Below are 23,723 nucleotides of genomic sequence, written 5' to 3'. Positions count from 1 at the left end.
ATTACGGGTTCACAAACGTGGCTTTTACGCGCGCTGAACGTTTGAAATAGGGCGCCATCAGGGCTGCCGCCAGTAACGGAAACAACAGTTGGCGAACGGCAAACGCATCGGGCACTGGCGAAAATGCAAATGCTTTGATGGCCAGTAATACCGATATCAGCAGCCAGATAATATAGTGCTTAGGCACACAATGCCTGCGCTTGAAGAACGCAATCGTCAGCCACAGCGTGTAATACCACATCGCAATCGCAGTCAAAAATGAAATGCCCCAGAGCACTAAGTTGCCCGTCTCTTGCTCACTCAGCGCTTTTAACGTTTGCGGAGTCGCAAGCGCGGTGACGTAAAGCAACAGTGCCAGTGATGCGCTCAATAGCGCGACTAACAGCCAGGCTAACGGGCCAAGCAACCAGCCTCCGATGCGTTGTGCCGGTGTTGTGGTCATATCTTCTCCAGATTTGCTGGCGCTAACAGGCATACCCTCTATTTTGGGGCGATTATTATAAATCTTTTAACGGTGAGCGCTACTCTCTTCGTTATTGCACGTAATGCCAGACGGATTTAGGTACCTGACCGACATCAAACAGGCGTCCACCGGAGATCAATTCCGCACGACGATGGTCGGCGGCGCGGTACATATTGATAATGTCCCGATCGTCGGTCAGCGTGTAGTTAAGATGATCGAACAACTTTTCCAGACTTTCGAGTGAACTGATTTTACGGAATTTTAATAGATAATCCTGGACAGTCATAAACGGGGATCCATATTAAAAAAATAACACCAACGGAGTAGTAAATATGAAAATACACAACCAGGCGCAGGGAAGGTTAAGCGCCACGTGATTTTCAAAATAAGATAGTTCTTACGTATAAACTGGCTGGCGCAATTAGGCACCAGCCGGAAGGGTAACGCGCTTCATTAAAACAGGCAATAAGCGTCGGGTCTGGACGCGGTACATTTATCCTTTTTTGATAAATTTGCAGCGGATTCTCGGGATGACCAAACGGTAAACATCCTCGCTTCATGCGGTGTACGGCGTCTCAACCCGGCGACGTTTATTTTTTCCCAACGGTGGCGGTAGGTTCTGGAGGTTGGTAATTGTCGATATGAGTGGCCACTCCCAAAAGAATGACGGAGACCACAAGAACAACCCAGCCTGTTAATTCAATAAGACGATTCATTACTGACGACATTTGCTTTGATTTATCCATAAACACAGGGTGCAAATGTTACCCATCAACATTTAAGACGGCAAGTTTATCGGGAACGATTTCAACGACTTTTTCGCAACAAGTTTAGGTAAAGTGGCATTTGTTTGACTTAAGTTAATTAATGGCCTTTGTCGTTGTAAGGCCATTAAACTATTGTGAGTGGTTATGGGATAGTGTGAAATGTGAATGTTCTGTAATGAGAGGCGATAACATGAGTGACAACATCCGCGTTGGGTTAATCGGTTACGGTTATGCCAGCAAAACCTTCCATGCACCTTTGATCGTGGGGACGCCTGGACTGGAGCTGGTGGCGGTTTCCAGTAGTGATGAAACAAAAGTGAAGGCTGACTGGCCTTCGGTGACGGTTGTCTCTGAGCCTAAGCATCTTTTCAACGATCCGAATATCGACCTTATTGTGATCCCCACCCCGAACGACACGCATTTCCCGCTGGCAAAAGCCGCGCTGGAAGCGGGGAAACATGTCGTGGTGGATAAACCGTTTACCGTGACACTGTCACAAGCGCGTGAGCTGGAGTCATTAGCCCGCAGTCTCGGGCGGGTGCTTTCCGTTTTCCACAATCGACGCTGGGACAGTGATTTCCTGACGCTGAAGGCGCTGCTGGCCGATGGTGTGCTGGGCGAGGTGGCTTATTTTGAATCTCACTTTGACCGCTTTCGTCCGCAGGTTCGCGACCGCTGGCGGGAACAGGGCGGTCCGGGCAGCGGTATCTGGTATGATCTGGCGCCGCATTTGCTCGATCAGGCCATCAATCTGTTCGGCTTACCTGTCAGCATGACGGTCGATCTCGCGCAACTGCGTCCGGGCGCTCAATCTACCGATTACTTCCATGCTGTGCTGGCCTACCCACAGCGCCGGATCGTTCTGCATGGCACGATGCTGGCGGCAGCGGAATCGGCACGCTACATCGTGCACGGTTCGCGCGCAAGCTTTGTAAAATATGGTCTTGATCCGCAAGAAGAACGCCTGAAAAATGGCGAACGTCTGCCACAGGAAGACTGGGGTTACGATATGCGTGATGGTGTCTTAACGCGTGTTGAGGGTGAAGAACGTGTGGAAGAGTCCTGGCTGACCGTTCCGGGTAACTATCCGGCTTATTATGCTGGTATCCGCGATGCGCTGAACGGTAACGGTGAAAATCCGGTTCCGGCGAGTCAGGCTATTCAAATTATGGAACTGATTGAACTGGGTATTGAATCAGCGAAACACCGCGCAACGCTGAGCCTTGCCTGATTTTCTCCCTTTTCGATAATGCCGGATAAGCGTGGCTTATCCGGCAACGAAACACTTACGCCGCAGCCACTTTTTCGCGCAGAGCGCGTTTTTCCGCGTCATTCAGGAAGGCCATTTCCAGACCGTTGATCTGTGCCTGGCGAATCTGCTCACGTGTCAGACCTGCCGCAGGCGCCGCGACGGTGTATTCGTGAATAATGTCCACTCCTTGTACCGCAGGATCGTCGGTATTGAGGCTGGCCATCACGCCGTGCTCAAGGAACGTTTTCAGTGGGTGTACGGCGAGCGATGCGACGGTGCTGGTCTGAATATTGGAGGTCAGACACGATTCAATACCGATACGTTGCTCAGCCAGAAAATCCATTAACGCACGATCTTCTACGGCTTTTACGCCATGTCCAATTCGCTCAGCGCCCAGTTCACGGATGGCCTGCCAGATACTCTCCGGACCGGCGGCTTCACCAGCGTGGACGGTAATATGCCAGCCAGCGTCACGTGCGCGATTAAAGTGCGACAGGAACAAACTGCCCGGGAATCCGAGTTCGTCGCCAGCCAGATCGAGGGCGGTGATGCGATCGCGGTGGGCCAACAATGCCTCAAGTTCCTGCAGGCATGCCGCTTCACCGAATGTGCGGCTCATGATGCCGATCAGACGCGCTTCAACGCCGAACGCCCGGCTGCCTTCCTGCACGCCAGCGATGACCGCTTCGACCACACCCGCAACCGGGAGTTGATGGCTCATTGCCATGTAACCCGGCGAAAAACGCAGCTCAACATAATGCAAACCGTTACGCGCGGCATCTTCAACGTTCTCGTAGGCCACGCGACGACAGGCGTCCAGCGAGGCCAACACTTTCACGCCCCAGTCCAGCTTTGAGAGAAAACTGACCAGGTCAGGTTCTGTCGAGGTTACCTGCACATGTGGGATCAAGGTTTCAAGTGTCTGAGCGGGGAGGGACACATTAAACTGGCGGCCAAGATCAAGAATAGTTTGGGCACGAATGTTGCCATCAAGGTGGCGATGAACATCAGTTAACGGAAGGGAAGTATCAATCATGGTCGCACTCATTTTTTGAATATAAAAGTGCTCGCTATTATAAAAACAAACGGGGGGTAAAATCTATGTTGCGCAATGATTAATTTCATTGCGCAACCAGAGTTAACGTACGGCGCGGATAGCGTTGATCAAACCGACAACGCCTTTTTCCAGTTTCGAGCGGGGGCAACCGGCATTCAGGCGCACAAATCCCTTGCCTTCCTGACCGTAAGTATATCCGGGCATAATGGCGACTTTTTCCTGATGAATCAGCGCATCCTGTAATGCTTTATCATCAATGTTTAACGGACGAAGATCGATCCACGCCAGATAGGTGGATTGCGGCGCCTGCCAGTTTAGCTCTGGAAATGCCGTATTCAGCGACTGCACGATAAAGTCCAGGTTATCGCTGAGGTAGTCGCGTAGCGCATCCAGCCACTCCGCGCCGTCCTGATAGGCGGCAATGTGCGCGGTGAGCGCCAAAACTGCCGGTGAAGACAAACCATCGCGGCCTTTCAGGGCGCTCAGGTAGCGTTCCCGACTGCTTTCATCTTCGATAAACCCGTATGCCCCGGTTAATGCCGGGATATTGAAACTCTTGGATCCGGAGGTCAGCAGCGCCCAGTTGCCGCGCGCCACGTTGCTCCAGGGGATGTGAGGGTGATCTCCCCAAACCATATCCATATGAATCTCATCAGAAATAACCCGGACGCCGTGACGATGACAGAGCGCTGCCATGGTCTCCAGTTCATCACGGGTCCAGACTTTGCCCGTGGGATTCTGAGGACTGCATAAAAGCAGGATCTTGCACTCAGGGCGAGCGAGCACGGCCTCGAGCTTTGTCATGTCGCAGAACCAGTCGTTATCACGTTTTTCCAGCGCAACAGGCAGAACGGTGCGTTGATTACCCTCAACGGCTTTATAAAAAGCATCATAAGCCGGGGTATGGATGACCACGCCTTCGCCCACATTGGACCACTGGCGGATCAACTCAGAGACCATATAGATAACGGAGGGACCGTACACCACCGATTGAGGGTCAATCGGGGTACGGTGGCGCGTCAAAAACCAGTGGCTAATGGCGCCTAAAAATTCCTCGTTTTTCCAACGGCTGTACCCCAGAACACCGTGCGTCAGGCGCTGATTCAGCGCCTCAAGAATGCAGGGGGCAGTGGCGAAATCCATATCAGAAATCGTAAACGGCAGCAGATCGGCGCAACCGAAACGGTCGGCGACATAATCCCACTGCGTACACCAGGTACCGTGCCTGTCGACGACCTTCGAAAAATCGAACATATTGCTATCCTTATGCCTGAACGGTGTTCATCAGACTGGCCATTTCGTCTTTAACAGACTGTACCTGCGGACCAATGACCACCTGTAAATTGTGCTGGTTCAGCTGTACCACGCCGATGGCGCGATTGTCTTTCAGCGCTTGTACATTCACCAGCGACATGTCCTTAACCGACAAACGTAAACGTGTAATGCAGTTATCCAGGTTGACGATATTGTCACTGCCACCCAGCGCAGCGAGGATGGCCGGAACGTTATAGCCGGATTTTCCTGGCGCACCGGCCACGACTTTCTCAATATTGCTGGCAATTTCCGTATCGCGACCCGGCGTCTTCAGATTAAAGCGGGTAATGGCGAAGCGGAAAATCACGTAGTAGACCGCAAACCAGGCGGCGGCCACCACCGGCACCAGATACCACTTCGTGGAGAGGCCATGCAGAATACCGAACACCACAAAGTCGATGATATTGCCGTCAGTGTTACCGATAGTGACACCCAGAATCGCCATGACGGTGAACCCAAGACCTGTCAGCAGGGCATGAATGACATACAACACGGGCGCGACAAACAGGAACAGGAATTCCAGCGGTTCTGTCGTCCCGCCGACGACGCAGGCGATCAGACCGGAAATCAGCAGCCCTTTAATTTTGTGACGATTTTCCGGGCGGGCACAGTGATACATGGCCAGTGCCGCGCCTGGCAGACCGCCGAGGAAAGCCGGCATTTTCCCCTGAGACAGGAAGCGCGTAGCGCTTTCAGAGAAACCGTGGGTGGTCGGGCAACTCAGCTGTGCCTGGAAAATGGTTAATGCGCCACTGACGCTATGGCCACAAACGTCCTGCGTGCCGCCCGCTTCGGTGAAGCGAATCAACGCCACCAGAATATGGTGCAGACCAAACGGTAACAGCAGGCGTTCACCGGTACCAAAAATCATCGGGCCGAAATCACCGGCGCTGTTAATGATGTGTCCCAGTCCGCTGATCCCCATGGCGAACACCGGCCACACCAGCGGGATGACCAGGCCGACAACTCCCATTACCACAGAGGAGATGATCGGAACGAAACGGGTGCCGCCAAAGAAGGCCAGCGCGTCCGGCAGACGGATGTTATGAAAACGTTCGTGCAGCATCCAGACAATAATCCCGGCGATAACCGCGCCGAGGATCCCGGTGTCGATCGACTGGATCCCCAGAATATTCTGTACGTTGTTGGCTTTCAGAATCGCGGCGTCGGTGGTTGGAAGGATCCCTTTCGCGGTTAACCAGAAGTTCACCGCAAGGTTCATCACGGCATAGCCCACGAATCCGGCAAAGGCGGCAACGCCTTTGTTTTCGCGCGCCAGCCCGAGCGGGATGGCGATACAGAACATCACCGGCAGGAAACTGAACGCAAATGAGCCGACTTTACTCATCCAGGTAAACAGGGCCTGTAGCACAGGATTTCCCAACGCCGGGATCAGAGTGATAACGTCATGGCTGCTCAGAGAGCTGCCGATGCCCAGCATGATCCCGCAGAATGACAGCAGGGCCACGGGCAACATAAACGTTTTCCCCAGCTGCTGAAAAAACTCCCATAACGTTATTTTTGGCGTTGTTCTCGTCGTCATCTAACGATTCCTTGTGAAAAGAAAGCTGTGTGTAGGTTCGTGGGACGAAAAGATAAAACGTTTTACCTAATTTTAGTGCGGCATAAATCACATTACCGAACGATAATAAAGCGTATAAATATAAGTAATTGATAAAACGTTTTATCTCTATCCGGTGAAGGCTCGGGTAGGTCACGTTTTCGGGGGAGTTTTTTGTTTTCATGGCCATAGCCAAAAAAATTACTATCCATGATGTTGCGTTGGCTGCGGGTGTCTCTGTCAGTACCGTTTCCCTGGTTCTTAGCGGCAAAGGCCGCATTTCGTCGGCCACTGGCGAACGGGTGAATGCGGCGATTGAACAGCTCGGTTTTGTTCGCAATCGTCAGGCTTCGGCGCTGCGCGGCGGGCAGAGTGGCGTCATTGGATTGATTGTGCGTGACCTGTCGGCCTCTTTTTATGCAGAACTGACTGCCGGGCTGACGGAAGCGCTGGAGTCGCAGGGGCGGATGGTTTTTCTCCTCCACGGCGGCCAGGACGGCGAACAGCTAACGCAACGTTTTTCTATGTTGCTCAATCAGGGCGTCGATGGCGTGGTGATTGCCGGTGCGGCAGGCAGCAGCGATACCTTGCGACAACTCGCAGAGGAAAAAGGGATCCCCGTCGTTTTTGCTTCACGCGCCAGTTACCTTGATGAAGTGGATACGGTCCGCCCGGATAACATGCAGGCGGCGCAGTTGCTGACCGAGCATCTCATTCGCCACGGGCATCAACGCATTGCATGGTTAGGCGGGCAAAGTTCATCCTTGACCCGGGCCGAGCGCGTTGGCGGCTATTGCGCAACCCTCTTAAAATTCGGTTTGCCATTTCACAGCGACTGGGTACTGGAATGTGTTTCCAGCCAGAAGCAGGCAGCCGAAGCGATCACCGCCTTGCTGCGACACAACCCAACCATCAGCGCGGTGGTCTGCTACAACGAAACCATCGCCATGGGCGCGTGGTTTGGACTGATGCGCGCAGGCCGTCAAAGTGGCGAAAGCGGCGTGGATCGCTATTTTGATCAGCAAATTTCGTTGGCGGCGTTTGCCGATGTTGCGGAACATGCACTGGATGATTTGCCCATTGTCTGGGCCTGTACCCCCGCCCGCGAGATAGGGTATACCCTGGCGGAACGCATCCTGCAGAAGATCGGTCACGAAGAGAGCGTGTCGCGTAGCCAGACCATTTCGGCCCGACTTATCACCCAGAAGTAAGCGTTCTGGCGCAACGGCTGAACCTGTCGGAGAGGGAATTGCCCGATGAGCGTAATGTCATCGGGCAGACTGCGTGTTGAAAAATTACGGCTGAGGTACGGCAGGCGCTTGTGGAACAGGGAGCGTTGGCATGCCGAACATCCCCACAAACTCATCCAACGGCATTTTTTGCCCGTTAAGCGTCACCTGACCGTTCGCGTACTGCAGGCTGGTGGCAATGGCATTATCCTGCATCGTCGTGATCCGGAACATTTGTCCCATCGCGGCGAGACCTTTTACCTGTTGATTCGCCATACTGGCCGCTTCCTCCGGTTGATAACCTTCAAGCTTTGCGACCTGCGTCATGAACTCAACGGCCATATCCACCGGGATCGTCAGCTTACCCTCGAGGGATTTAACAGAGCGGTCCAGCTCCTGCGACAGAGTTTGCGGCTCAACGGTTGAGGTTGTCGGATCTTTCAGGAAAAGAGATAAATTAAGCGCGGTTTCCCCTTTGGCGTTTTTCCAGCTCAATGGCGCAACGGTGATCACCGGTTCGCCTTTCAACAGCAGCGGCAGGGCGGTGAAAAACGCTTCAGTCACTTTTTCCTGATAAAGGTCAGGATCTTGCACCACGTCCGGTTGTGCCATCAGCGCTTGTGTTTGCGCGTTATACTGCTTACTAAACTGGTGCCAGGCTTCAGCATTAATCTGGCCCGCTTTCAACGTCAGTTGACCGCTACCCAAATCCTGCCCCTGAACTTTAAGGCTCTTAAGCGTGTAGTCCAGTTGGCTGTTGATGGTTTTGCCATCAGGCGTCAGTTCGGATTTCCCGCTGATGTTCATCCCTTCCAGTACCGACATCTCTTTGCCTTCGACTGAGATTGCCAGTTTTTCTACCGACAGCTGTTGGTTACCTATGCGCCCGCCAAAACTGGCGACGCTGCTGGCACCGTCGGTTTTCAGGTTATTAAAGGTGATTTGTACTTTCTGGTTATATTCATTGACGGCATCAACCAGTCCGCTTTGCGCTTCACCTGTCAGAGAAAGGATGCTCCCTTCTTTGTCTGCGTCGAGCTGGAATTCACCCCCGCTGAATGCCACTTTTTCGCCTTCATTTTCGTAGCTCAATGGCTTGATAGCGATATTGGAGCGCGTGTCGCCGCTGTAGGCGATACGGGAATTAATTTCGAACGGTGACTCACCTTTGGCGAAATCAAACAACGGCTTACTAAACGCATTGTTCACCAGGGTGGTTTTGACTGACGCCATTGAAGGGACAAGATTCAGCGTCTTCAACTGGGCGAACGGGAAGGGACCGTGATCCACCGCTTCATTCACCACCAGACTTTGGTCTGGTTTCATCCATGGACTTTCTTTGCCTGCGATGGGTTTTACCACCAACTGCAACTGGCTGCTAAATACGCCACGCTGGTAGTTCTGATAACTGAGTTCTATGTTCGCTTCAGGCGAATTCAGTTTAAGTTGGGTATTAGCCTCAGAAATCATCTCGGAAAGATGCGTTTCCAGTTTCTTCCCTGTGTACCAGGCGCCACCCGTCCAGACGATGCCAAGTGCAACGATGACTCCCGCAGCTACCAGCGATTTTTTCATATCGATTATCCATAAAATGAAACCAGGCGGGAGAATCCGCCTGGATAAGTTATAAGCCACTTACTAGCTTAGCAAGAGTTGTTAAAAAATTCAGTATGTTGCTAAAACTTGTTATAAACCCTGGCTAAACGGCCCACGCCGCTGGCAGAAACCGGAGATTCTTGTGCGCCAATAAATGCCGACTCTCCCGGCTTAAGGACCAACCGTTCTTCGCCTTTGCTCAGTACCGCTTCACCCTCAACGCAGAACAGAATGGCCGCGCTTGGTTGGGCAATTGCCGTTTCCTGTGCAGACAGGTCATGCAGGGAAAACGCAAAATCATCCACCGGGATAGGGAAGTCCAGTTCCGCACCGTTTTTGACCGGGGTGGTCAGCAGTTGCGACGCAGGTTTTGCCACAAACTGAACGTTGGCGACAAGTTCCGGGATATCAATGTATTTTGGCGTTAATCCGGCACGCAGTACGTTGTCGGAGTTCGCCATGACTTCCAACGCCACGCCTTGCAGGTACGCATGCGGGGTTTCGGCAAACAGGAACATGGCCTCGCCAGGGTTCAGTTTGACCACATTCAGCAGCAGCGGTGAAAAGAGGCCGCTGTCATCCGGGTAGAACTCAGAAATAACACGGATAGTCTGCCACGGTTCGCCTTGCTGGCTGTTCAGTGCGGCTTTTAACACCGCCAGCGCACGGGATTTCTCTTCACCCTGCATATTGAGCAGGCCGGCAAAGAGCTGACTCAGACGTTCTGCATTAGGGGCTTGCAGGAAGTGCGCAATGGCCGGGTGTGCGCCGGAAACCGGCTGTAGCAGAGAGACAATCTCGGAAAACTCACGAAACGCATTCATCGCCAAAAATGGCGTCAGGGCGAAAACCAGCTCAGGTTTGTGGTTCGGATCTTTATAGTTGCGCTCCGCGGCATCCATCGGGATACCCGCGGCATTCTCTTTCGCAAATCCGACTTCAGAATTGTGTTTGTTCGGGTGTACCTGAATGGAGAGCGGTTGCGCGGCGCACAGCACTTTAAACAGGAACGGCAGCTCACCAAAGCGTTTAGCGACAGCATCGCCAAGCAGTGCAGATTTGTTGCTGTCGATCACGTCGCGCAATGAGACGGTCTGGCCGTTAGCATTCTGAACTTTGGAGCTGCTTTTCGGGTGAGCGCCCATCCAGAGTTCAGCCATCGGCTGCTGAGACGGATTGGCGAGCCCATAGAGTTCTGTTAACGCAGTTTTACTTCCCCAGGCATAGTTTTGCACTGAGTTGATGAGTTTTTGCATTATCAAGCCTTGTTTCAATGTGGAAATTAATGCGTGTATTAAAGCAAGAAACCCGGTGGAAGTAACCTCTGCACGTAAAAAGTCGTCCTTGTCTCAGTTTTTGTTAAAAAAATGTGTAGGATAGGTGAATTGCTTTTTAGCAGGGCTTTGGAAAATCTGCCCAGAGTATAAACAGACCGAGCTGTAAGTGAGAGTACAATGTCAAACAAACCCTTCCATTATCAGGATCCTTTTCCCCTCCAAAAGGATGACACCGAATATTATCTACTGACCAGTGAGCATGTTTCCGTTGCCGAGTTTGCCGGGCAGGAAGTGCTCAAGGTTGCACCGGAAGCCTTAACCCTCGTCGCCCGACAGGCATTCCATGATGCCTCTTTTATGTTGCGTCCTGCGCATCAGCAACAGGTGGCCGATATTCTTCATGACCCGGATGCCAGCGAAAACGATAAGTATGTCGCACTGCAATTTTTGCGTAACTCCGACATCGCTGCGAAAGGTATTTTGCCAACCTGCCAGGATACCGGTACGGCGATTATCGTCGGTAAAAAAGGTCAACGTGTCTGGACGGGCGGCGGCGATGAAGCCGCGCTTGCCCGCGGTGTCTATAACACCTACATCGAAGATAACCTGCGCTATTCGCAAAACGCCGCGCTGGATATGTACAAAGAGGTCAATACCGGCACCAACCTGCCTGCGCAGATTGATCTCTACAGCGTCGATGGCGACGAGTATAAATTCCTGTGTATTGCCAAAGGCGGCGGGTCGGCGAACAAAACCTATCTGTATCAGGAAACCAAAGCCCTGTTATCACCCGGAAAATTGAAAAATTATCTGGTCGATAAGATGCGTACGCTGGGGACGGCGGCTTGTCCACCGTACCACATCGCCTTTGTGATTGGCGGCACCTCGGCGGAAGCGACGCTGAAGACCGTTAAACTGGCGTCGGCAAAATATTATGACGAACTGCCAACCGAAGGGAACGAGCACGGCCAGGCGTTTCGTGATGTCGAACTGGAAAAAGAGCTGCTGATTGAAGCGCAAAATCTTGGGCTGGGCGCGCAGTTTGGCGGGAAATATTTCGCACACGACATCCGGGTGATTCGTCTGCCGCGTCACGGTGCGTCATGTCCGGTGGGAATGGGCGTCTCCTGTTCTGCGGATCGCAACATCAAGGCCAAGATCAACCGTAAAGGTATCTGGGTAGAGAAACTCGAGCACAACCCGGGGAAATACATCCCGGAAGCGTTACGTCAGGCTGGTGAAGGTGAGGCGGTTCGGATCGACCTTAATCGCCCGATGAAAGCGATCCTTGCGCAACTGTCTCAGTATCCGGTGTCGACGCGTTTGTCGTTGAACGGCACCATCATCGTGGGGCGCGATATTGCTCACGCGAAGTTGAAAGAGCGTCTGGATAACGGTGAAGGTTTGCCGCAGTACGTGAAAGATCATCCTATCTACTACGCCGGCCCGGCGAAAACGCCAGAAGGGTATGCCTCTGGTTCGCTTGGTCCAACCACCGCAGGACGTATGGATTCCTATGTGGATCAGCTCCAGTCGGCTGGCGGCAGTATGATCATGCTGGCGAAAGGCAACCGCAGCCAACAGGTCACCGATGCGTGTCATAAGCACGGCGGTTTCTATCTTGGCAGTATTGGCGGTCCGGCGGCGGTACTGGCTCAGGGCAGTATCAAGAGCCTGGAGTGTGTGGAATATCCTGAACTGGGGATGGAAGCTATCTGGAAAATTGAAGTCGAAGATTTCCCGGCCTTTATCCTTGTGGATGATAAAGGTAACGATTTCTTCCAACAGATTCAGACGTCGCAGTGCGCACGCTGCGTTAAGTAACGTCAGCCGCCCTTCGGGGCGGTTTTTTTTACCGCACAAACCACCAAATGGCGGTGCCGATTTCGTTGATACTTAGTAGACCGCAAGCATGTGGGCCATGTCGAAACATAACCTAATCAAATGATTGTATAAGGAGCAGGTCATGGTAACGGTACGTCGCGAGAAAGATTCGATGGGCGCGATTGATGTCCCGGCAGATAAGCTATGGGGCGCGCAAACCCAGCGTTCGCTGGAGCATTTTCGTATTTCTACGGAGAAAATGCCCGTCTCGCTGATCCACGCGCTGGCGCTGACCAAGCGCGCAGCGGCAAAGGTCAACGAAGATTTAGGCTTGCTGTCGGCGGAGAAAGCCTCTGCTATCAGGCAGGCGGCAGATGAAGTGCTGGCTGACAAACATGCTGATGAGTTCCCGCTGGCTATCTGGCAGACCGGGTCGGGAACCCAGAGCAATATGAATATGAACGAGGTGCTGGCAAACCGTGCCAGCGAGCTGATGGGCGGCATTCGCGGCATGGAACGCAAAGTGCATCCGAATGATGACGTCAACAAGAGCCAGAGTTCGAACGATGTCTTCCCGACGGCGATGCATGTCGCGGCGTTGCTGGCGCTGCGCAACCAGCTGATCCCACAGTTGAAGGTGTTGACCAAAACGCTCACTGAAAAATCCCACGCCTTTGCGGATATTGTCAAAATTGGTCGTACACACCTGCAGGATGCGACGCCGCTAACGCTCGGTCAGGAGATTTCGGGCTGGGTGGCGATGCTGGAACACAATCTCAACCATATTGAGCATAGTTTGCCGCACGTCGCGGAACTGGCGCTGGGCGGGACGGCAGTGGGAACCGGGCTGAATACCCATCCGGAGTATGCTCGTCGCGTGGCGGATGAACTGGCGGTCATTACCGGCGCGCCGTTTGTCACTGCGCCGAACAAATTTGAAGCGCTGGCAACCTGTGATGCGCTGGTTCATGCGCACGGTGCGTTAAAGGGGCTGGCGGCGTCGCTAATGAAAATTGCCAACGATGTACGCTGGCTGGCGTCAGGTCCACGCTGCGGGATTGGCGAATTAGCGATCCCGGAAAATGAACCGGGAAGTTCGATCATGCCAGGCAAAGTGAACCCGACCCAGTGCGAGGCGCTGACCATGCTGTGTTGCCAGGTGATGGGCAATGATGTGGCGGTGAATATGGGCGGAGCATCAGGCAATTTTGAGCTGAACGTCTATCGTCCGATGGTGATTCATAATTTCCTGCAATCTGTTCGTTTGCTGGCAGACGGTATGGAGAGTTTTAACGCGCATTGTGCCGTGGGAATTGAGCCGAATCGTGAGCGCATCAACCAGTTGCTCAACGAATCGTTGATGCTGGTGACGGCGCTCAATACGCATATTGGGTATGACAAAGCCGCAGAAATCGCCAAAAAAGCGCATAAAGAAGGACTGACGTTGAAGGCGTCAGCCCTGGCGTTAGGCTACCTTACGGAAGCGGAGTTCGACAGTTGGGTCCGCCCGGAATTGATGGTCGGTAGTATGAAACCGGGCCATTAATCCGCCACATACAGGTGCAGCCGTGGGATGATCAATCGTAACGGCTGTGCCTGGGGTTTAAAACGGTGCTGAATATTTTCAGCATCGTAGTTTAACAATTCACCAATATCCGGTACGCCAGCGCCGTTATCCGTATTAATCAACGCGATAAGCGGTGTCGGGCAGGCATGCTGAACCTGTTTCTGTTGCCCTTTGTACCAGACTCTGGCGATAGGTTGTACTTTCACCGGTCGCTTAATCTTCAGTCTGGCGTGTTGTCCGAGGGCGGCGATGTCCTGATATTCGCGTTCCAGTTTGGTCTGCCACTCTTCGCGGGTCCACGGATAAACGCTACGCGGCGAGTTCAGACTCTTCTCCAGTTGCGCCAGAACATCATCGCGGCGCAAATTCTTGATGATATGTTTGTTTGCCCAGCCAAATCGCAGGGTGGCCGGATCCCGAATAACCGTCAGTGCGCGGTAAGCATTCAGCGTAATAAGCCCAGGTAAATGCCGGTGTACCCATTCGAAACGTGCATTTGGCGCAAGGGCGGATTCGACCGTCACAAGATGCTCAAACGTGGTTTTTAACTGGTTGATGCGTTGGATCTGGTTTTCGAGCGTCGCCTGCGTGGCATGATCTACCTGATAACAGAGAACCCCCGGCAGACGTACCGCGGCTTTGCTGCTGCGATTTTCAGACTGTTGCTGGATAAACAGGTGACGGTAATGGCGCAAAGCAAGCGCTTCGGCTTCCTTCCCCAGATGCTGTTTAACGTCGATGGTTTCCAGCGGCGAATGTTCGGCCTCTTTTGTCACTTCTGGCAGAGAAAAGACACGCGCAATCAGCAAGGTATGCTGCTCAAGCTTTTCCGTCAGGGTGGACAGTTCTTGCTCTATCTGGCGAAAGGTACCATTGAGGCGGTCAACGAGATCGTAGCGGGCCATATGTTCACCATTTTAGTTACAACATACTTATTATATACCACATCATCCCGCACCTGACCACCGTGCGGTTAGGGCCTGACAGGAGGAAAATCGACGATGTTATGCCAGACCGGCCAGTTAAAACTGAACTGCGCACCGCCCAGCGCGCTTTCTGTGCAGTTCACACTGCCGCCCATCGCCAGCGCAATAGAGTGCACGATGGCTAAACCCAGTCCGCAGCCACCGGTGGCGCGGTCCCTGCTAGGGTCAAGACGTACGAACGGTTCAAAGATGCGTTCACGTGCATCAGGGGCGATACCCGGACCATCATCCTCAACGCGCAGTGTGGCATGGTTGCCCGCTAACAGCAGGCTGACGTGCACGGTGGAATGGCAATAGCGCAAGGCATTGTTGAGCAGGTTATCCAGCACGCGTTCCATCAGTCGCATATCCAGCGCGCCGTAATCGCCAGATACCAGGTTGCTCAGATGGACTTCACGTTCAGGATTGACGCTTTGCACATCGTCAAGATGGGCCGCCAGCCAGACGGGGAGGTCGGGGACCGTGAGCTTTAATTCATTTTGCGGCCGGTCGAGGCGAGCGTAGGTCAGCAATTCCTCAATCAACGCTTCCAGTTGACCAATATCGCGATTCAGCGCCAGCGACTCTTGCTCGCTCAGGTTGTCGCTCATCTCCAGGCGATAGCGCAAACGAACAAGCGGGGTGCGAAGCTCGTGGGCAATGCCATCGATAAGCTGTTTCTTACTGGCAATAAGGGCGTTGATGTTGTCCGCCATTTGGTTAAAGGCGATCCCCAGGCGTTCGAAGCTGGAACCATTGTCAAAATGGAGCCGCTCGGTGAGATGTCCCTCGCCGAAGCGCTGCGCTGCGGACTCCAGCCTTAACATCTCCTGCCAGTGCGGACGCATCCAGATAAAGACCGGAAAGGCGAGGGAGATAGCGATAAAGGCCATCAACGCCATATCCAGCAAACGCATTTGATGCAGAAAATAGAGATACGGCACCGGCCCCACGGCCAGCACGTAGTGACTGCGCGGAATGCGCTGAATAAACGTGTATTGATCGTCAAGCGCGACGATATCGCCTTCCCGCAGTCGCTGCGTCGTGACGCTATCCAGTGTGTATTTATTCAGCGGTTCGACACGCAGATCGAACGAGAGATTGAGGTCCATCTCTTTAAGGGTTTTTCCCCAGTCGCTGGGAGGGATCTCGCGCAGTTCGCTGCGCATAAGGTACAGCGAACTTTTCATCAAATCGTCGAGCGATTGCTTGCCCGCGCGCTCGGCAGTGAATTTATAAACCAAACCAACCAGCAAGGTCATGACCAGAAAGCAGACAAACAGCAACAGATAAAACTGCACAAACAGCTTCTTCATGATAATTTACCGGAAGTTCAATACGTTAGCTAGTGCGCCTTGTCCCCTGGGGGCATGTGGGGGGCATGACTATATCCACTGATACGCTGGTTCAGAAATGCAATCTGATCGCCGTCAAGCGCGCTTATCCAGGCAGAGTACACTGTATAAACCATTTCTGCATTCTCATGGCCCATTTGGCTTGCGATAAATGCAGGATTGGCGCCAGCAGAGAGCATCCAGCATGCATAGGTATGCCGGGTCTGATATGGGCGGCGGCGGCGAACACCCGAGCGACGTATGGTTACGTTCCAGAGTGAGCTTATCGAATTCACTGAGTAGTGGCTGGCCTGTTCTCCTTTCTCTTGTCGCGGCATGAATACGAAGCGCAGTTCCTGGCTTTCTGTTTTTCCAAACTCGCGCATCTGGATCTCGATGGGGACCCTTTCGAAATGACCTGTCAGTGTTTTTTGTGCTTTCAATGACTCGAAAGCAGGAGCCAGTAGCTTGATTGTCCTGTTGCCTGCTTTGGTTTTTGGCGGACCAAATATCCCTTGCTGGGTAAGGTTGCGGTTGATCCGCATTTCACCTTTTTCCAGATCAATATCTTCCCATGCAAGTGCGCAGAGTTCCCCGGGGCGAACGCCAGTATAAAATGCCACCTGCCACATATTTTTTTGCTTTGAAGGCGCTGTATTGAGAAAGGTTTCGTATTCACTCTGAAGAAAAGGACACCGCCATCAAATCGAGAGTATCCATTTGCTTAATGCGAGCGGATTCTGAAAACTTCTGTGTCAGCGCAGTCTGCAAATCGACAACTTCCACAGCGCGAAGCTGGTTAATGGCGTTCTTCAGCGTGAACTGAGGCGTATGTTGTTCAACACTGGCTGTTGCAATGGCTTGCTGTTCAGCATTCAACGGGATCGTATCCAGCAGACTAATCACATCCGCAGTTTTATTGGCCTGATTGATTGCGAACTGCCGGATAGTTTCGCTCTCTGCTGCCAGTGCGATCATTTGCTGGTGGTTAAGATTGTTTAGTTGCCGCTGTGCCTACCAACGGGACATTAACTCTTTAAGCGCCGGACCTGCTTCGCTGTAACTTGCCAGTTTTGCCGTCGCTTCGATCAATTCCGCATTTGTCTTGTGTTGTAAGCTCATAATTCCTTTCTTTTAGTCGAAGTTATTTACTCATGTTGGGGGTAGGGTTATCCCTACTGAATAAGGACATGTGAAGAATTAGAAAATAGCCATCACGACTGTGATGGCTGAATGTCTTATGTCCGAAATTGTTAGATAACATTAAGGATAACAATATGATGCAAGTGCATATTCCTCTTAAAGAAGGACGGACTTTATTTGGTAGAGACACGAATGCTTATCAGGAGGGCAGGCCTGATTACCCGTTACGCATATTTGCGTTACTGGAACAGCATTGCGCACCAGAAGTTCACCGCCGGGCTTTCGAGATTGGGCCGGGGACGGGGCAGGCAACGGAGCATCTGCTTGATATGGGGTATCAGGTAAGCGCAATCGAACCTGATCACAGTTTGGCTATAAAGTTAAAGGAAAGACTGAATAGGTATTCTCAGGACTCATTCACGATACTAAATTCCACCTTTGAAGATGCAAAGCTGCAAACAGGCTACTTTGACCTGGGTATTGCAGCCACGTCTTTTCACTGGATTGAACCCGTTAAAGGACTCAAAAGGATATTCCAGCTTTTGCGGCCCGGAGGATGGTATGCCATGTGGTGGACTGTTTTTGGCGACCCAAATAACATGGATGCTTTTATGCAAAGAACAGGTCAATTGTTTGCTCCCCTGAGTGCAAGTCCTTCACATAAGGCAGGTCACCGCTATCCTTATCCACTACAAAAAAGAGAAAGGACCAATGACCTGACAAGCGTCGGGTTTACCGAGATTATTAGTGATGAGTTCAGATGGGAATCAGTAATGGATGCCCGACAGACCAGGCAATTGGTTTCAACGTTCTCGCCAGTTGCGCGACTGAGTGATATAGAACGCGCATCATTCCTCAATGAAATAGAGAGGATCGTGAATAACGACTTTGGCGGAACGGTGAAGCGTAATTTCGTTACCGCTATTTACCTTGCCAGGAAACCATAGTTTCAAGGTTCTCACTTCTCGTGGTTAATACGAAAGCCAGAGGCCCTCAGTACTAAACTATTACTGAGAGTCTCGATAGTTGTTCTGTCAGTGACTATTGTTTCGCCGCATAGTGGATACAGACGATATGTACCTGGCGAGCCGTGGCGATGCCAAAGCCTTTAACCAGGTTGGACAATTCTTCAGGGTATGACTGACGACGGTCCGGAGGCTGTAAAGGCCGGAGGTGTTGAGAAGGTCAATCCGCATGTCCTGCAGGGGAAGGCTGTCAAGTTGCGTGGCCATTGCCCATTCAGCACGCTGAACAAGGTGAGGGTGAGCGCATCGACATGTTTGTAAATTTAGAACTGGAAAACGCCTCGCAGAATCTGGTTTTTAGGCGTTCGGTAGGGGGCAAATTTTGGGGCTTGGGGACACGAAAAGGGACATTAACTCATCAGTATCTGTGAGTGCTTGTCAGTTAATACCCTTACTCTTCCCAGGCATGGGGAGCAAACAAATATCCTTTATTGCGAACCGTTTTAATTCGGTAAGGTTCGGTAGCGCTATCCTGCAATTTTCTCCGCAGACGGGATATCGCCACGTCCACACTGCGATCCAGCCCGTCATAACTTACGCCCCGCAGGTTTTTCAGCAACGCATCGCGATCCATTATTTTCCCGGCATGCGTTGCCAGCTCCCACAAAAGCTCAAAGTCTGCTGTGGAAAGCGAAACCTGCTCGCCAGACAACACCACTGTACGGTTAATGGGATCGATGGCGAGCGTGCCAAAGCGTAGCGTTTTGTGCGGAGCGACGATGGCGTTCTGGAAGCCTTTTGTCTGGGGTGACTGTTCGCTCTGACGTAGATGCAAACGCAGGCGAGCCAGCAGAACGGCAGGCGGCGTGGTCTTCAAAATGTAGTCGCAGGCGCCCATTTCCAGCGCCAGGATATGATTCATATCACTATCCAGCGAGGTGAGCAGAACGATGGGGCCATGCCAGCGCTCGCGCAGGTCGCGGCAGATGGACATACCGTCTTTGCCTGGCAGCATGATATCCAACAACACCAGATCGGGTTGCGTGCGCAGAATAACCTCTTCAGCCCGATCGCCCCGAGGCTCAACAATGACCTCAATATCATGCCGGGCCAGGTAGGCAGCAATCAGCGAGCCCACTTCCGGTTCATCTTCGACAAATACGATGGTGTTCATATCATTCATTATGAAAATAAAACGACAACATACACCGCCGCTGTTTTCCCTGCTATTAATCTTTTCTAAACGAGAGCGCTTCCGTTATGCTAGAGACTGATGTTATCGATGTGTTAAGGCAGAGGAATGGGACTCGTCATAAAAGCCGCGCTGGGTGCGCTGGTGGTGGTGTTGATCGGTGTGCTGGCAAAAACAAAAAACTATTATATCGCCGGGTTAATCCCTCTGTTTCCCACCTTTGCGCTTATTGCTCACTATATTGTGGCCAGTGAGCGCGGGGTAGAGGCGTTACGCACGACCATTGTGTTTAGCATGTGGTCGATTATTCCCTATTTTGTGTATCTGGTTTCATTGTGGTACTTCACCGGTTTTATGCGCTTACCGATCGCCCTTGGCGGCTCGGTAGTGTGCTGGGGTTTGAGCGCCTGGCTGCTGATCGTCTGTTGGATCAAACTGCATTAACGTAAGTGGCGACCACCATCAACGGCAAAACTACGTCCTGTCACAAAGTTGCTGGTGAGCAGGTAATCAACGACGTCGATGATCTCTTTTTCGCCTGGCGCTATTTTCATCAGCGATTTATTCAGCGCCTGCTCGCGGTACTCAGCATCATCGCCTTCATTGAATAAAATGAGCGAAGGGGCGATGGCGTTAACCTTAACTTCCGGGGCCAGTTTTCGGGCGAATGAGCGGGTCATGTTGTCCAGCGCCGCTTTACTGGCCGCATAGGCAATGTGTTTGTCGCTGCCGCGCTCTACAACGTAATCGGTGAAGTGAATAATGTCGCTGGCGGCAGGTCCGCGACCGACTAACAGACTTTCTAACGCGTGGTTGAGCAGGTAGGGGGTATTGATGTGAATCTGCATCATCGATGACAGCACATCGGAGAGCGGCGAACCGGCTGTTTCCGCTCTCCAGGCGCTGGCATTATGCAAAATCGCGCGCAATCCGTCGGTCTTTGCTTTGACCTCTTCCGCAAAGGACAGCACGCGCTCATCGGTTGAAAAATCGACCTGAATGCATACCGCACCGGCCTTTTCTAAAAGCTCAATGGCAGGATAGCGCGTCCTGTAGCTCACAATGACCGGCTGTTGCTGATTCAGGAAGTGCCACGCGAGGGCGAGGCCGATACGACGGCCTCCACCGGTGATAAGAATTGGCAAGGACGGATGCTTACCCATCGTAATCTCCTTTTGGTATCAAACGATGGGGCGATTCTTACCCCACCAACATCCACGTCGCTGGAACCGAAGCCATTAACAGCAGGCCAATCAGGACAATTTCCTGACGGTTTAACACATTATCGTGCGTATGTGTCTTGCGGGCGTAGAGGAAGACCAGCAGTCCTGGTGCATAAAGCACCACCGACAGTAACAGATGCATAGGGCCGGACGCGTACAACAACCATAAACCATAAATGCAGGCACCGACACCCACGGCCTGGTGAAGAGGTCGCGTAGCAATCTTCAACAAGAAGGCGCCGACCAGGAAGTAAGGCACCAAAATCATCTCAGAGGCAATGGTCAGCAGCGTGTTGTAATCGGAACCTGTGAGCCAGATCAGGACCAGACAAACCTGGACAGAGATATTGGTTAACCACAGCGACGCCGACGGCGCGCCCTGAGCGTTCTGACGCGCGAAAATACGCGGGAACGCTTTGTGTGTTGAGGCGAGGAATGGCACTTCCGCCGCCATAATGGTCCAGCTCAGGTACGCACCGCACACTGAGACAATCAGCCCCGCGGCGATAATGATTTCGCCCCACGGCCCCATCATTTTGACCATCAGACCGGCCATCGAGGGGTTACGAATCTCCGCCAGTTCCGGACGGGCAACCACGCCGAGAGAGAGCAGGGTCACCAGCAGATAAACGCCCAACGCGGAGATGACAGCCAGCAGCGTGGCGCGTCCAACGTCGCGTTTGTTTCTGGCGCGCGCGGAAACGACGACCGCGCCTTCCACACCAATAAACACCCACAGCGTGATCAGCATGGTGTTTTTCACCTGCTCCCAGACCGGGACGCCCAACGCCAGACCGGTAAAATCGAGACGGAAGGTGTCGAGCTTAAACAACATGAACGCCAGGATGACAAACAGTCCGAGCGGCAGGAGTTTTGCCAGTGTGGCGACCAGATTAATGCTTGCCGCCGTTTGCACGCCGCGCAGCACAAGAAAGTGAACCACCCACAGCAGCACGGATGCGCCGATGATTGACTGCCAGGTATTGCCGTCGCCAAAAAGACGCAGCTCAGGCGTATCGGTAAAGAAGCTGAGGGCCGAAAAGACAATCACCAGATAGGAGACGTTGGCGATGACGGCGCATAGCCAGTACCCCCATGCGGAGCAGAAGCCAATCAGCTCGCCAAAGCCTTCACGCGCGTAGGTGAAGATCCCGCCATCAAGGTCGGGGCGAATACGCGTCAGGATCAGCATGGCAAAGGCCAGCAGTAAAATGCCTGCGCCGGTGATACCCCAACCAATCAATAATGCCGCCGGGCTGGCAACTGCCGCCATGTTTTGCGGCAGACTGAAAACACCTGCGCCAAGCATTGAGCTTAGTACCAGCGCGGTGAGCGCGCTCAGACCCAGTTTCTTTTCCATCGATATCCAGTTGTAAAAACGAGAGTGGGAGAATAATTATTTTGCCAAAATGCATAAAAATAGTGAAAGCAACTCAAGGCGCGGGATTTTACGGAGAGAAGAGAGCGCATGCAATAATCATGGGAAGATTTATGATTAAAAATACTAAAGGCGGCAAAAAGCCGCCTTATTTTGCTACTGATGCGCCTTATTTATACAGATCGGCGCTGATGGTCATGTTGTTACCACGTTCTTGCCACTGGCGAGTGATGTGGTAGTACTTGGCACCTTTTTTCGCGGCACGTTTAGCAACCTGATACGAGACTTCCGTCATGTTGCCGTAGTTACCCGTGAACTTGATGCTGTCGAAAGGCACCATCATGGCGGCCGTCGCTTTGTTCAGCTCTTCGACTTTCGTTCCGTCCGGAAGAGTGACAGTGTAACGTCCACCTTTGGTCGATTGCGTTTCGAAGAAGCGACCCACATCAGCGCTTGGCGCAGCGGTTGCTGCAACGCCCGGGATTTCAACTTGCTTCGCCGCTTCGCCGCCCTCGGCCAGAGCCGCGCGTCCCGCTTCGGAATCAGCCGGAATCACGTCAGTGCTCTGAATCACACGTTTTTTCGCATCCGCTTTGTAGAGGAACGCGGTGATACGCTGATTGCCGCCCTGGTTGGCGTCAATCTGGCGAACGATAAAGAAGGCGTAAGCGTCTTTCTGTTTTGCCGCTTTGGTGATCGCGTCATTGACTTCCGGTTGGTTACGGAAGAAACCTTGCACCGTCACGGTGTCATACGGTTCCAGCGCAACGGCCTGATCTTTTGGTAATTCTACAATGCCGTTAATCACGCGATTTTTGGAGGCTTCCGCTTTTTCAGCATCGGCTTTATAGAGGTCGGCCACGACGCGCCAGTTACCGCCACTGCCATAGTCAGATGTATCAACAACATAAAAAGAGGCTGCACCTTCTTTATCTGCACGGCGGGATGCAGCATTCACCGCATCGCTAATGGCATTAAAACGACCGGTGACCACAATACGGTCATAAGGTTTCAGTGCTGCCGCTTGCTCCGGCGTCAGTTCTGTCGCTGCATTTACAGAAAAAGCAGTCGCAGAAAGAAGTGCGGACGCCAGGAGAGTGTTCTTAAGCTTCATAAAAATAATCCTTCGCCTTGCGCAAACCAGGTACTGGTATTGTTATTGACTAGAAACGTGGCTGATTATTGCATTTAATCCCTGTCAATGTCTGCGTCATTTTTCACTCATCGTGTCACGTGACATTACAAAGCCGATCACATTGCCTGATATGTCTAAAAAACAGGCTTTTAAGCGCCAAATCTAATGAAGTCTATGAATTGCATAAGTTAATTTAATGTTAAATATATGTTTGTGGGTGGCGCTAAATCATGTTTTGCCGCTCCGCTTGAGCGGATTATCGGCCTTTGAACGCTATTTCAAGGTCATTATCCCTGTCTGCAGGCTGAATCGTTCATGTTTTGCCAATTTAGCAATAAATACTGTTTTTTGGCGCTAGATCACAGGCGCTATTTTCAGTAGGTTATAAAGAGTTTGTTACTGTTTTATTTTGCAGAGGTAAAGCTTACCTCTTCCGCAAGTGTGCGTATGCATCTTGCGATCACTGACAAACCATCATCAA

The 23,723-nt window shown here is 52.3% G+C and carries 22 protein-coding genes; 6 read left to right on the top strand and 16 right to left on the bottom strand.

The features are described 5' to 3' along the window. Nucleotide 1 precedes the first annotated feature (1 nt). The 3 genes from P2W74_RS12615 to blr form a co-directional block, all read right to left on the bottom strand. On the bottom strand, nucleotides 2-442 hold the full coding sequence (locus P2W74_RS12615) for a DUF2569 domain-containing protein (RefSeq protein ID WP_276291848.1): 441 nt from the start codon (nucleotides 440-442) through the stop codon (nucleotides 2-4). A 91-nt stretch (nucleotides 443-533) separates the two neighbouring features. Continuing rightward, entirely contained in the window at nucleotides 534-749 is a 216-nt protein-coding gene (gene ydgT, locus P2W74_RS12610; protein WP_045442575.1) for a transcription modulator YdgT, read from the bottom strand. A 304-nt stretch (nucleotides 750-1,053) separates the two neighbouring features. Next, the gene (blr, locus tag P2W74_RS12605; RefSeq protein WP_192614340.1) at nucleotides 1,054-1,179 is read right to left on the bottom strand and encodes a division septum protein Blr; all 126 of its coding nucleotides are present in this window, start codon (nucleotides 1,177-1,179) and stop codon (nucleotides 1,054-1,056) included. 241 nt (nucleotides 1,180-1,420) lie between these two features. Here blr and P2W74_RS12600 point away from each other — a divergent pair, with 241 nt between their 5' ends. Further along, a complete protein-coding gene (locus tag P2W74_RS12600; RefSeq protein ID WP_276291847.1) occupies nucleotides 1,421-2,461 on the top strand; it encodes an oxidoreductase in 1,041 nt (346 codons plus the stop codon). Between the two features lie 55 nt (nucleotides 2,462-2,516). Here the strand turns inward: P2W74_RS12600 and add are convergent, their stop codons facing one another. The 3 genes from add to malX form a co-directional block, all read right to left on the bottom strand. After that, the gene (gene add / locus P2W74_RS12595) at nucleotides 2,517-3,518 is read right to left on the bottom strand and encodes an adenosine deaminase (protein ID WP_276291846.1); all 1,002 of its coding nucleotides are present in this window, start codon (nucleotides 3,516-3,518) and stop codon (nucleotides 2,517-2,519) included. A gap of 102 nt (nucleotides 3,519-3,620) precedes the next feature. After that, nucleotides 3,621-4,793, bottom strand: coding sequence for a MalY/PatB family protein (locus tag P2W74_RS12590; protein ID WP_276291845.1), 1,173 nt, complete (start codon nucleotides 4,791-4,793; stop codon nucleotides 3,621-3,623). Between the two features lie 10 nt (nucleotides 4,794-4,803). Continuing rightward, nucleotides 4,804-6,396, bottom strand: a complete 1,593-nt coding sequence (gene malX, locus P2W74_RS12585; RefSeq protein ID WP_276291844.1) for a maltose/glucose-specific PTS transporter subunit IIBC — start codon at nucleotides 6,394-6,396, stop codon at nucleotides 4,804-4,806. A gap of 200 nt (nucleotides 6,397-6,596) precedes the next feature. Here malX and P2W74_RS12580 point away from each other — a divergent pair, with 200 nt between their 5' ends. Next, complete coding sequence (locus P2W74_RS12580; RefSeq protein WP_276291843.1) at nucleotides 6,597-7,625, top strand: Mal regulon transcriptional regulator MalI; 1,029 nt, start codon at nucleotides 6,597-6,599, stop codon at nucleotides 7,623-7,625. Between the two features lie 84 nt (nucleotides 7,626-7,709). Here the strand turns inward: P2W74_RS12580 and P2W74_RS12575 are convergent, their stop codons facing one another. After that, nucleotides 7,710-9,218, bottom strand: a complete 1,509-nt coding sequence (locus P2W74_RS12575; RefSeq protein WP_276291842.1) for a YdgA family protein — start codon at nucleotides 9,216-9,218, stop codon at nucleotides 7,710-7,712. Nucleotides 9,219-9,319: 101 nt separating this feature from the next. Next, nucleotides 9,320-10,495: a mannose-6-phosphate isomerase gene (gene manA, locus P2W74_RS12570; RefSeq protein ID WP_276291841.1), complete on the bottom strand. Its 1,176-nt coding sequence runs from the start codon at nucleotides 10,493-10,495 to the stop codon at nucleotides 9,320-9,322. 198 nt (nucleotides 10,496-10,693) lie between these two features. Between manA and fumB the strand changes: the two genes are divergently transcribed. Next, on the top strand, nucleotides 10,694-12,340 hold the full coding sequence (gene fumB, locus P2W74_RS12565) for a class I fumarate hydratase (protein WP_276291840.1): 1,647 nt from the start codon (nucleotides 10,694-10,696) through the stop codon (nucleotides 12,338-12,340). A 142-nt stretch (nucleotides 12,341-12,482) separates the two neighbouring features. Next, nucleotides 12,483-13,886, top strand: a complete 1,404-nt coding sequence (fumC, locus tag P2W74_RS12560) for a class II fumarate hydratase (RefSeq protein WP_276291839.1) — start codon at nucleotides 12,483-12,485, stop codon at nucleotides 13,884-13,886. Here fumC and tus read toward each other — a convergent pair. From tus to P2W74_RS12540, 4 genes are all read right to left on the bottom strand, one after another. Beyond that, nucleotides 13,883-14,812 (bottom strand): DNA replication terminus site-binding protein, encoded by a 930-nt coding sequence (gene tus, locus P2W74_RS12555; protein WP_276291838.1) that lies wholly within the window; start codon nucleotides 14,810-14,812, stop codon nucleotides 13,883-13,885. The two genes, fumC and tus, sit on opposite strands and share 4 nt — an antisense overlap. A 68-nt stretch (nucleotides 14,813-14,880) precedes the next feature. Further along, nucleotides 14,881-16,188 (bottom strand): two-component system sensor histidine kinase RstB, encoded by a 1,308-nt coding sequence (gene rstB / locus P2W74_RS12550; RefSeq protein WP_276291837.1) that lies wholly within the window; start codon nucleotides 16,186-16,188, stop codon nucleotides 14,881-14,883. Nucleotides 16,189-16,217: 29 nt separating this feature from the next. Further along, nucleotides 16,218-16,838, bottom strand: coding sequence for a site-specific integrase (locus tag P2W74_RS12545; protein ID WP_276291836.1), 621 nt, complete (start codon nucleotides 16,836-16,838; stop codon nucleotides 16,218-16,220). A 43-nt stretch (nucleotides 16,839-16,881) separates the two neighbouring features. Then, entirely contained in the window at nucleotides 16,882-17,184 is a 303-nt protein-coding gene (locus P2W74_RS12540) for a hypothetical protein (protein WP_276291835.1), read from the bottom strand. A gap of 299 nt (nucleotides 17,185-17,483) precedes the next feature. Here P2W74_RS12540 and P2W74_RS12535 point away from each other — a divergent pair, with 299 nt between their 5' ends. Then, nucleotides 17,484-18,296 carry a class I SAM-dependent methyltransferase gene (locus P2W74_RS12535; RefSeq protein ID WP_276291834.1) on the top strand — a complete coding sequence of 271 codons (813 nt, stop codon included), beginning with the start codon at nucleotides 17,484-17,486 and terminating at the stop codon, nucleotides 18,294-18,296. 469 nt (nucleotides 18,297-18,765) lie between these two features. Here P2W74_RS12535 and rstA read toward each other — a convergent pair whose 3' ends face one another. Continuing rightward, a complete protein-coding gene (gene rstA / locus P2W74_RS12530; RefSeq protein ID WP_276291833.1) occupies nucleotides 18,766-19,488 on the bottom strand; it encodes a two-component system response regulator RstA in 723 nt (240 codons plus the stop codon). A 126-nt stretch (nucleotides 19,489-19,614) separates the two neighbouring features. Here rstA and P2W74_RS12525 point away from each other — a divergent pair, with 126 nt between their 5' ends. Then, entirely contained in the window at nucleotides 19,615-19,950 is a 336-nt protein-coding gene (locus P2W74_RS12525; RefSeq protein ID WP_276291832.1) for a GlpM family protein, read from the top strand. Here the strand turns inward: P2W74_RS12525 and folM are convergent. The 3 genes from folM to ydgH all read right to left on the bottom strand — a co-directional run bounded on the left by folM (nucleotide 19,947) and on the right by ydgH (nucleotide 23,221). Then, a complete protein-coding gene (gene folM / locus P2W74_RS12520) occupies nucleotides 19,947-20,669 on the bottom strand; it encodes a dihydromonapterin reductase (RefSeq protein WP_276291831.1) in 723 nt (240 codons plus the stop codon). The two genes, P2W74_RS12525 and folM, sit on opposite strands and share 4 nt — an antisense overlap. A gap of 37 nt (nucleotides 20,670-20,706) precedes the next feature. Further along, nucleotides 20,707-22,089, bottom strand: a complete 1,383-nt coding sequence (locus P2W74_RS12515; protein ID WP_203357912.1) for an amino acid permease — start codon at nucleotides 22,087-22,089, stop codon at nucleotides 20,707-20,709. Between the two features lie 187 nt (nucleotides 22,090-22,276). Next, the gene (gene ydgH / locus P2W74_RS12510) at nucleotides 22,277-23,221 is read right to left on the bottom strand and encodes a DUF1471 family protein YdgH (RefSeq protein WP_276291830.1); all 945 of its coding nucleotides are present in this window, start codon (nucleotides 23,219-23,221) and stop codon (nucleotides 22,277-22,279) included. Nucleotides 23,222-23,723: the final 502 nt, after the last annotated feature.

The organism is Citrobacter enshiensis, assembly GCF_029338175.1.
Taxonomy (GTDB): Bacteria; Pseudomonadota; Gammaproteobacteria; order Enterobacterales; family Enterobacteriaceae; genus Citrobacter_D; species Citrobacter_D enshiensis.
The sequence above is the reverse complement of the archived record's forward strand: the minus strand, read 5'-3'. Positions and strand labels throughout refer to the sequence as shown.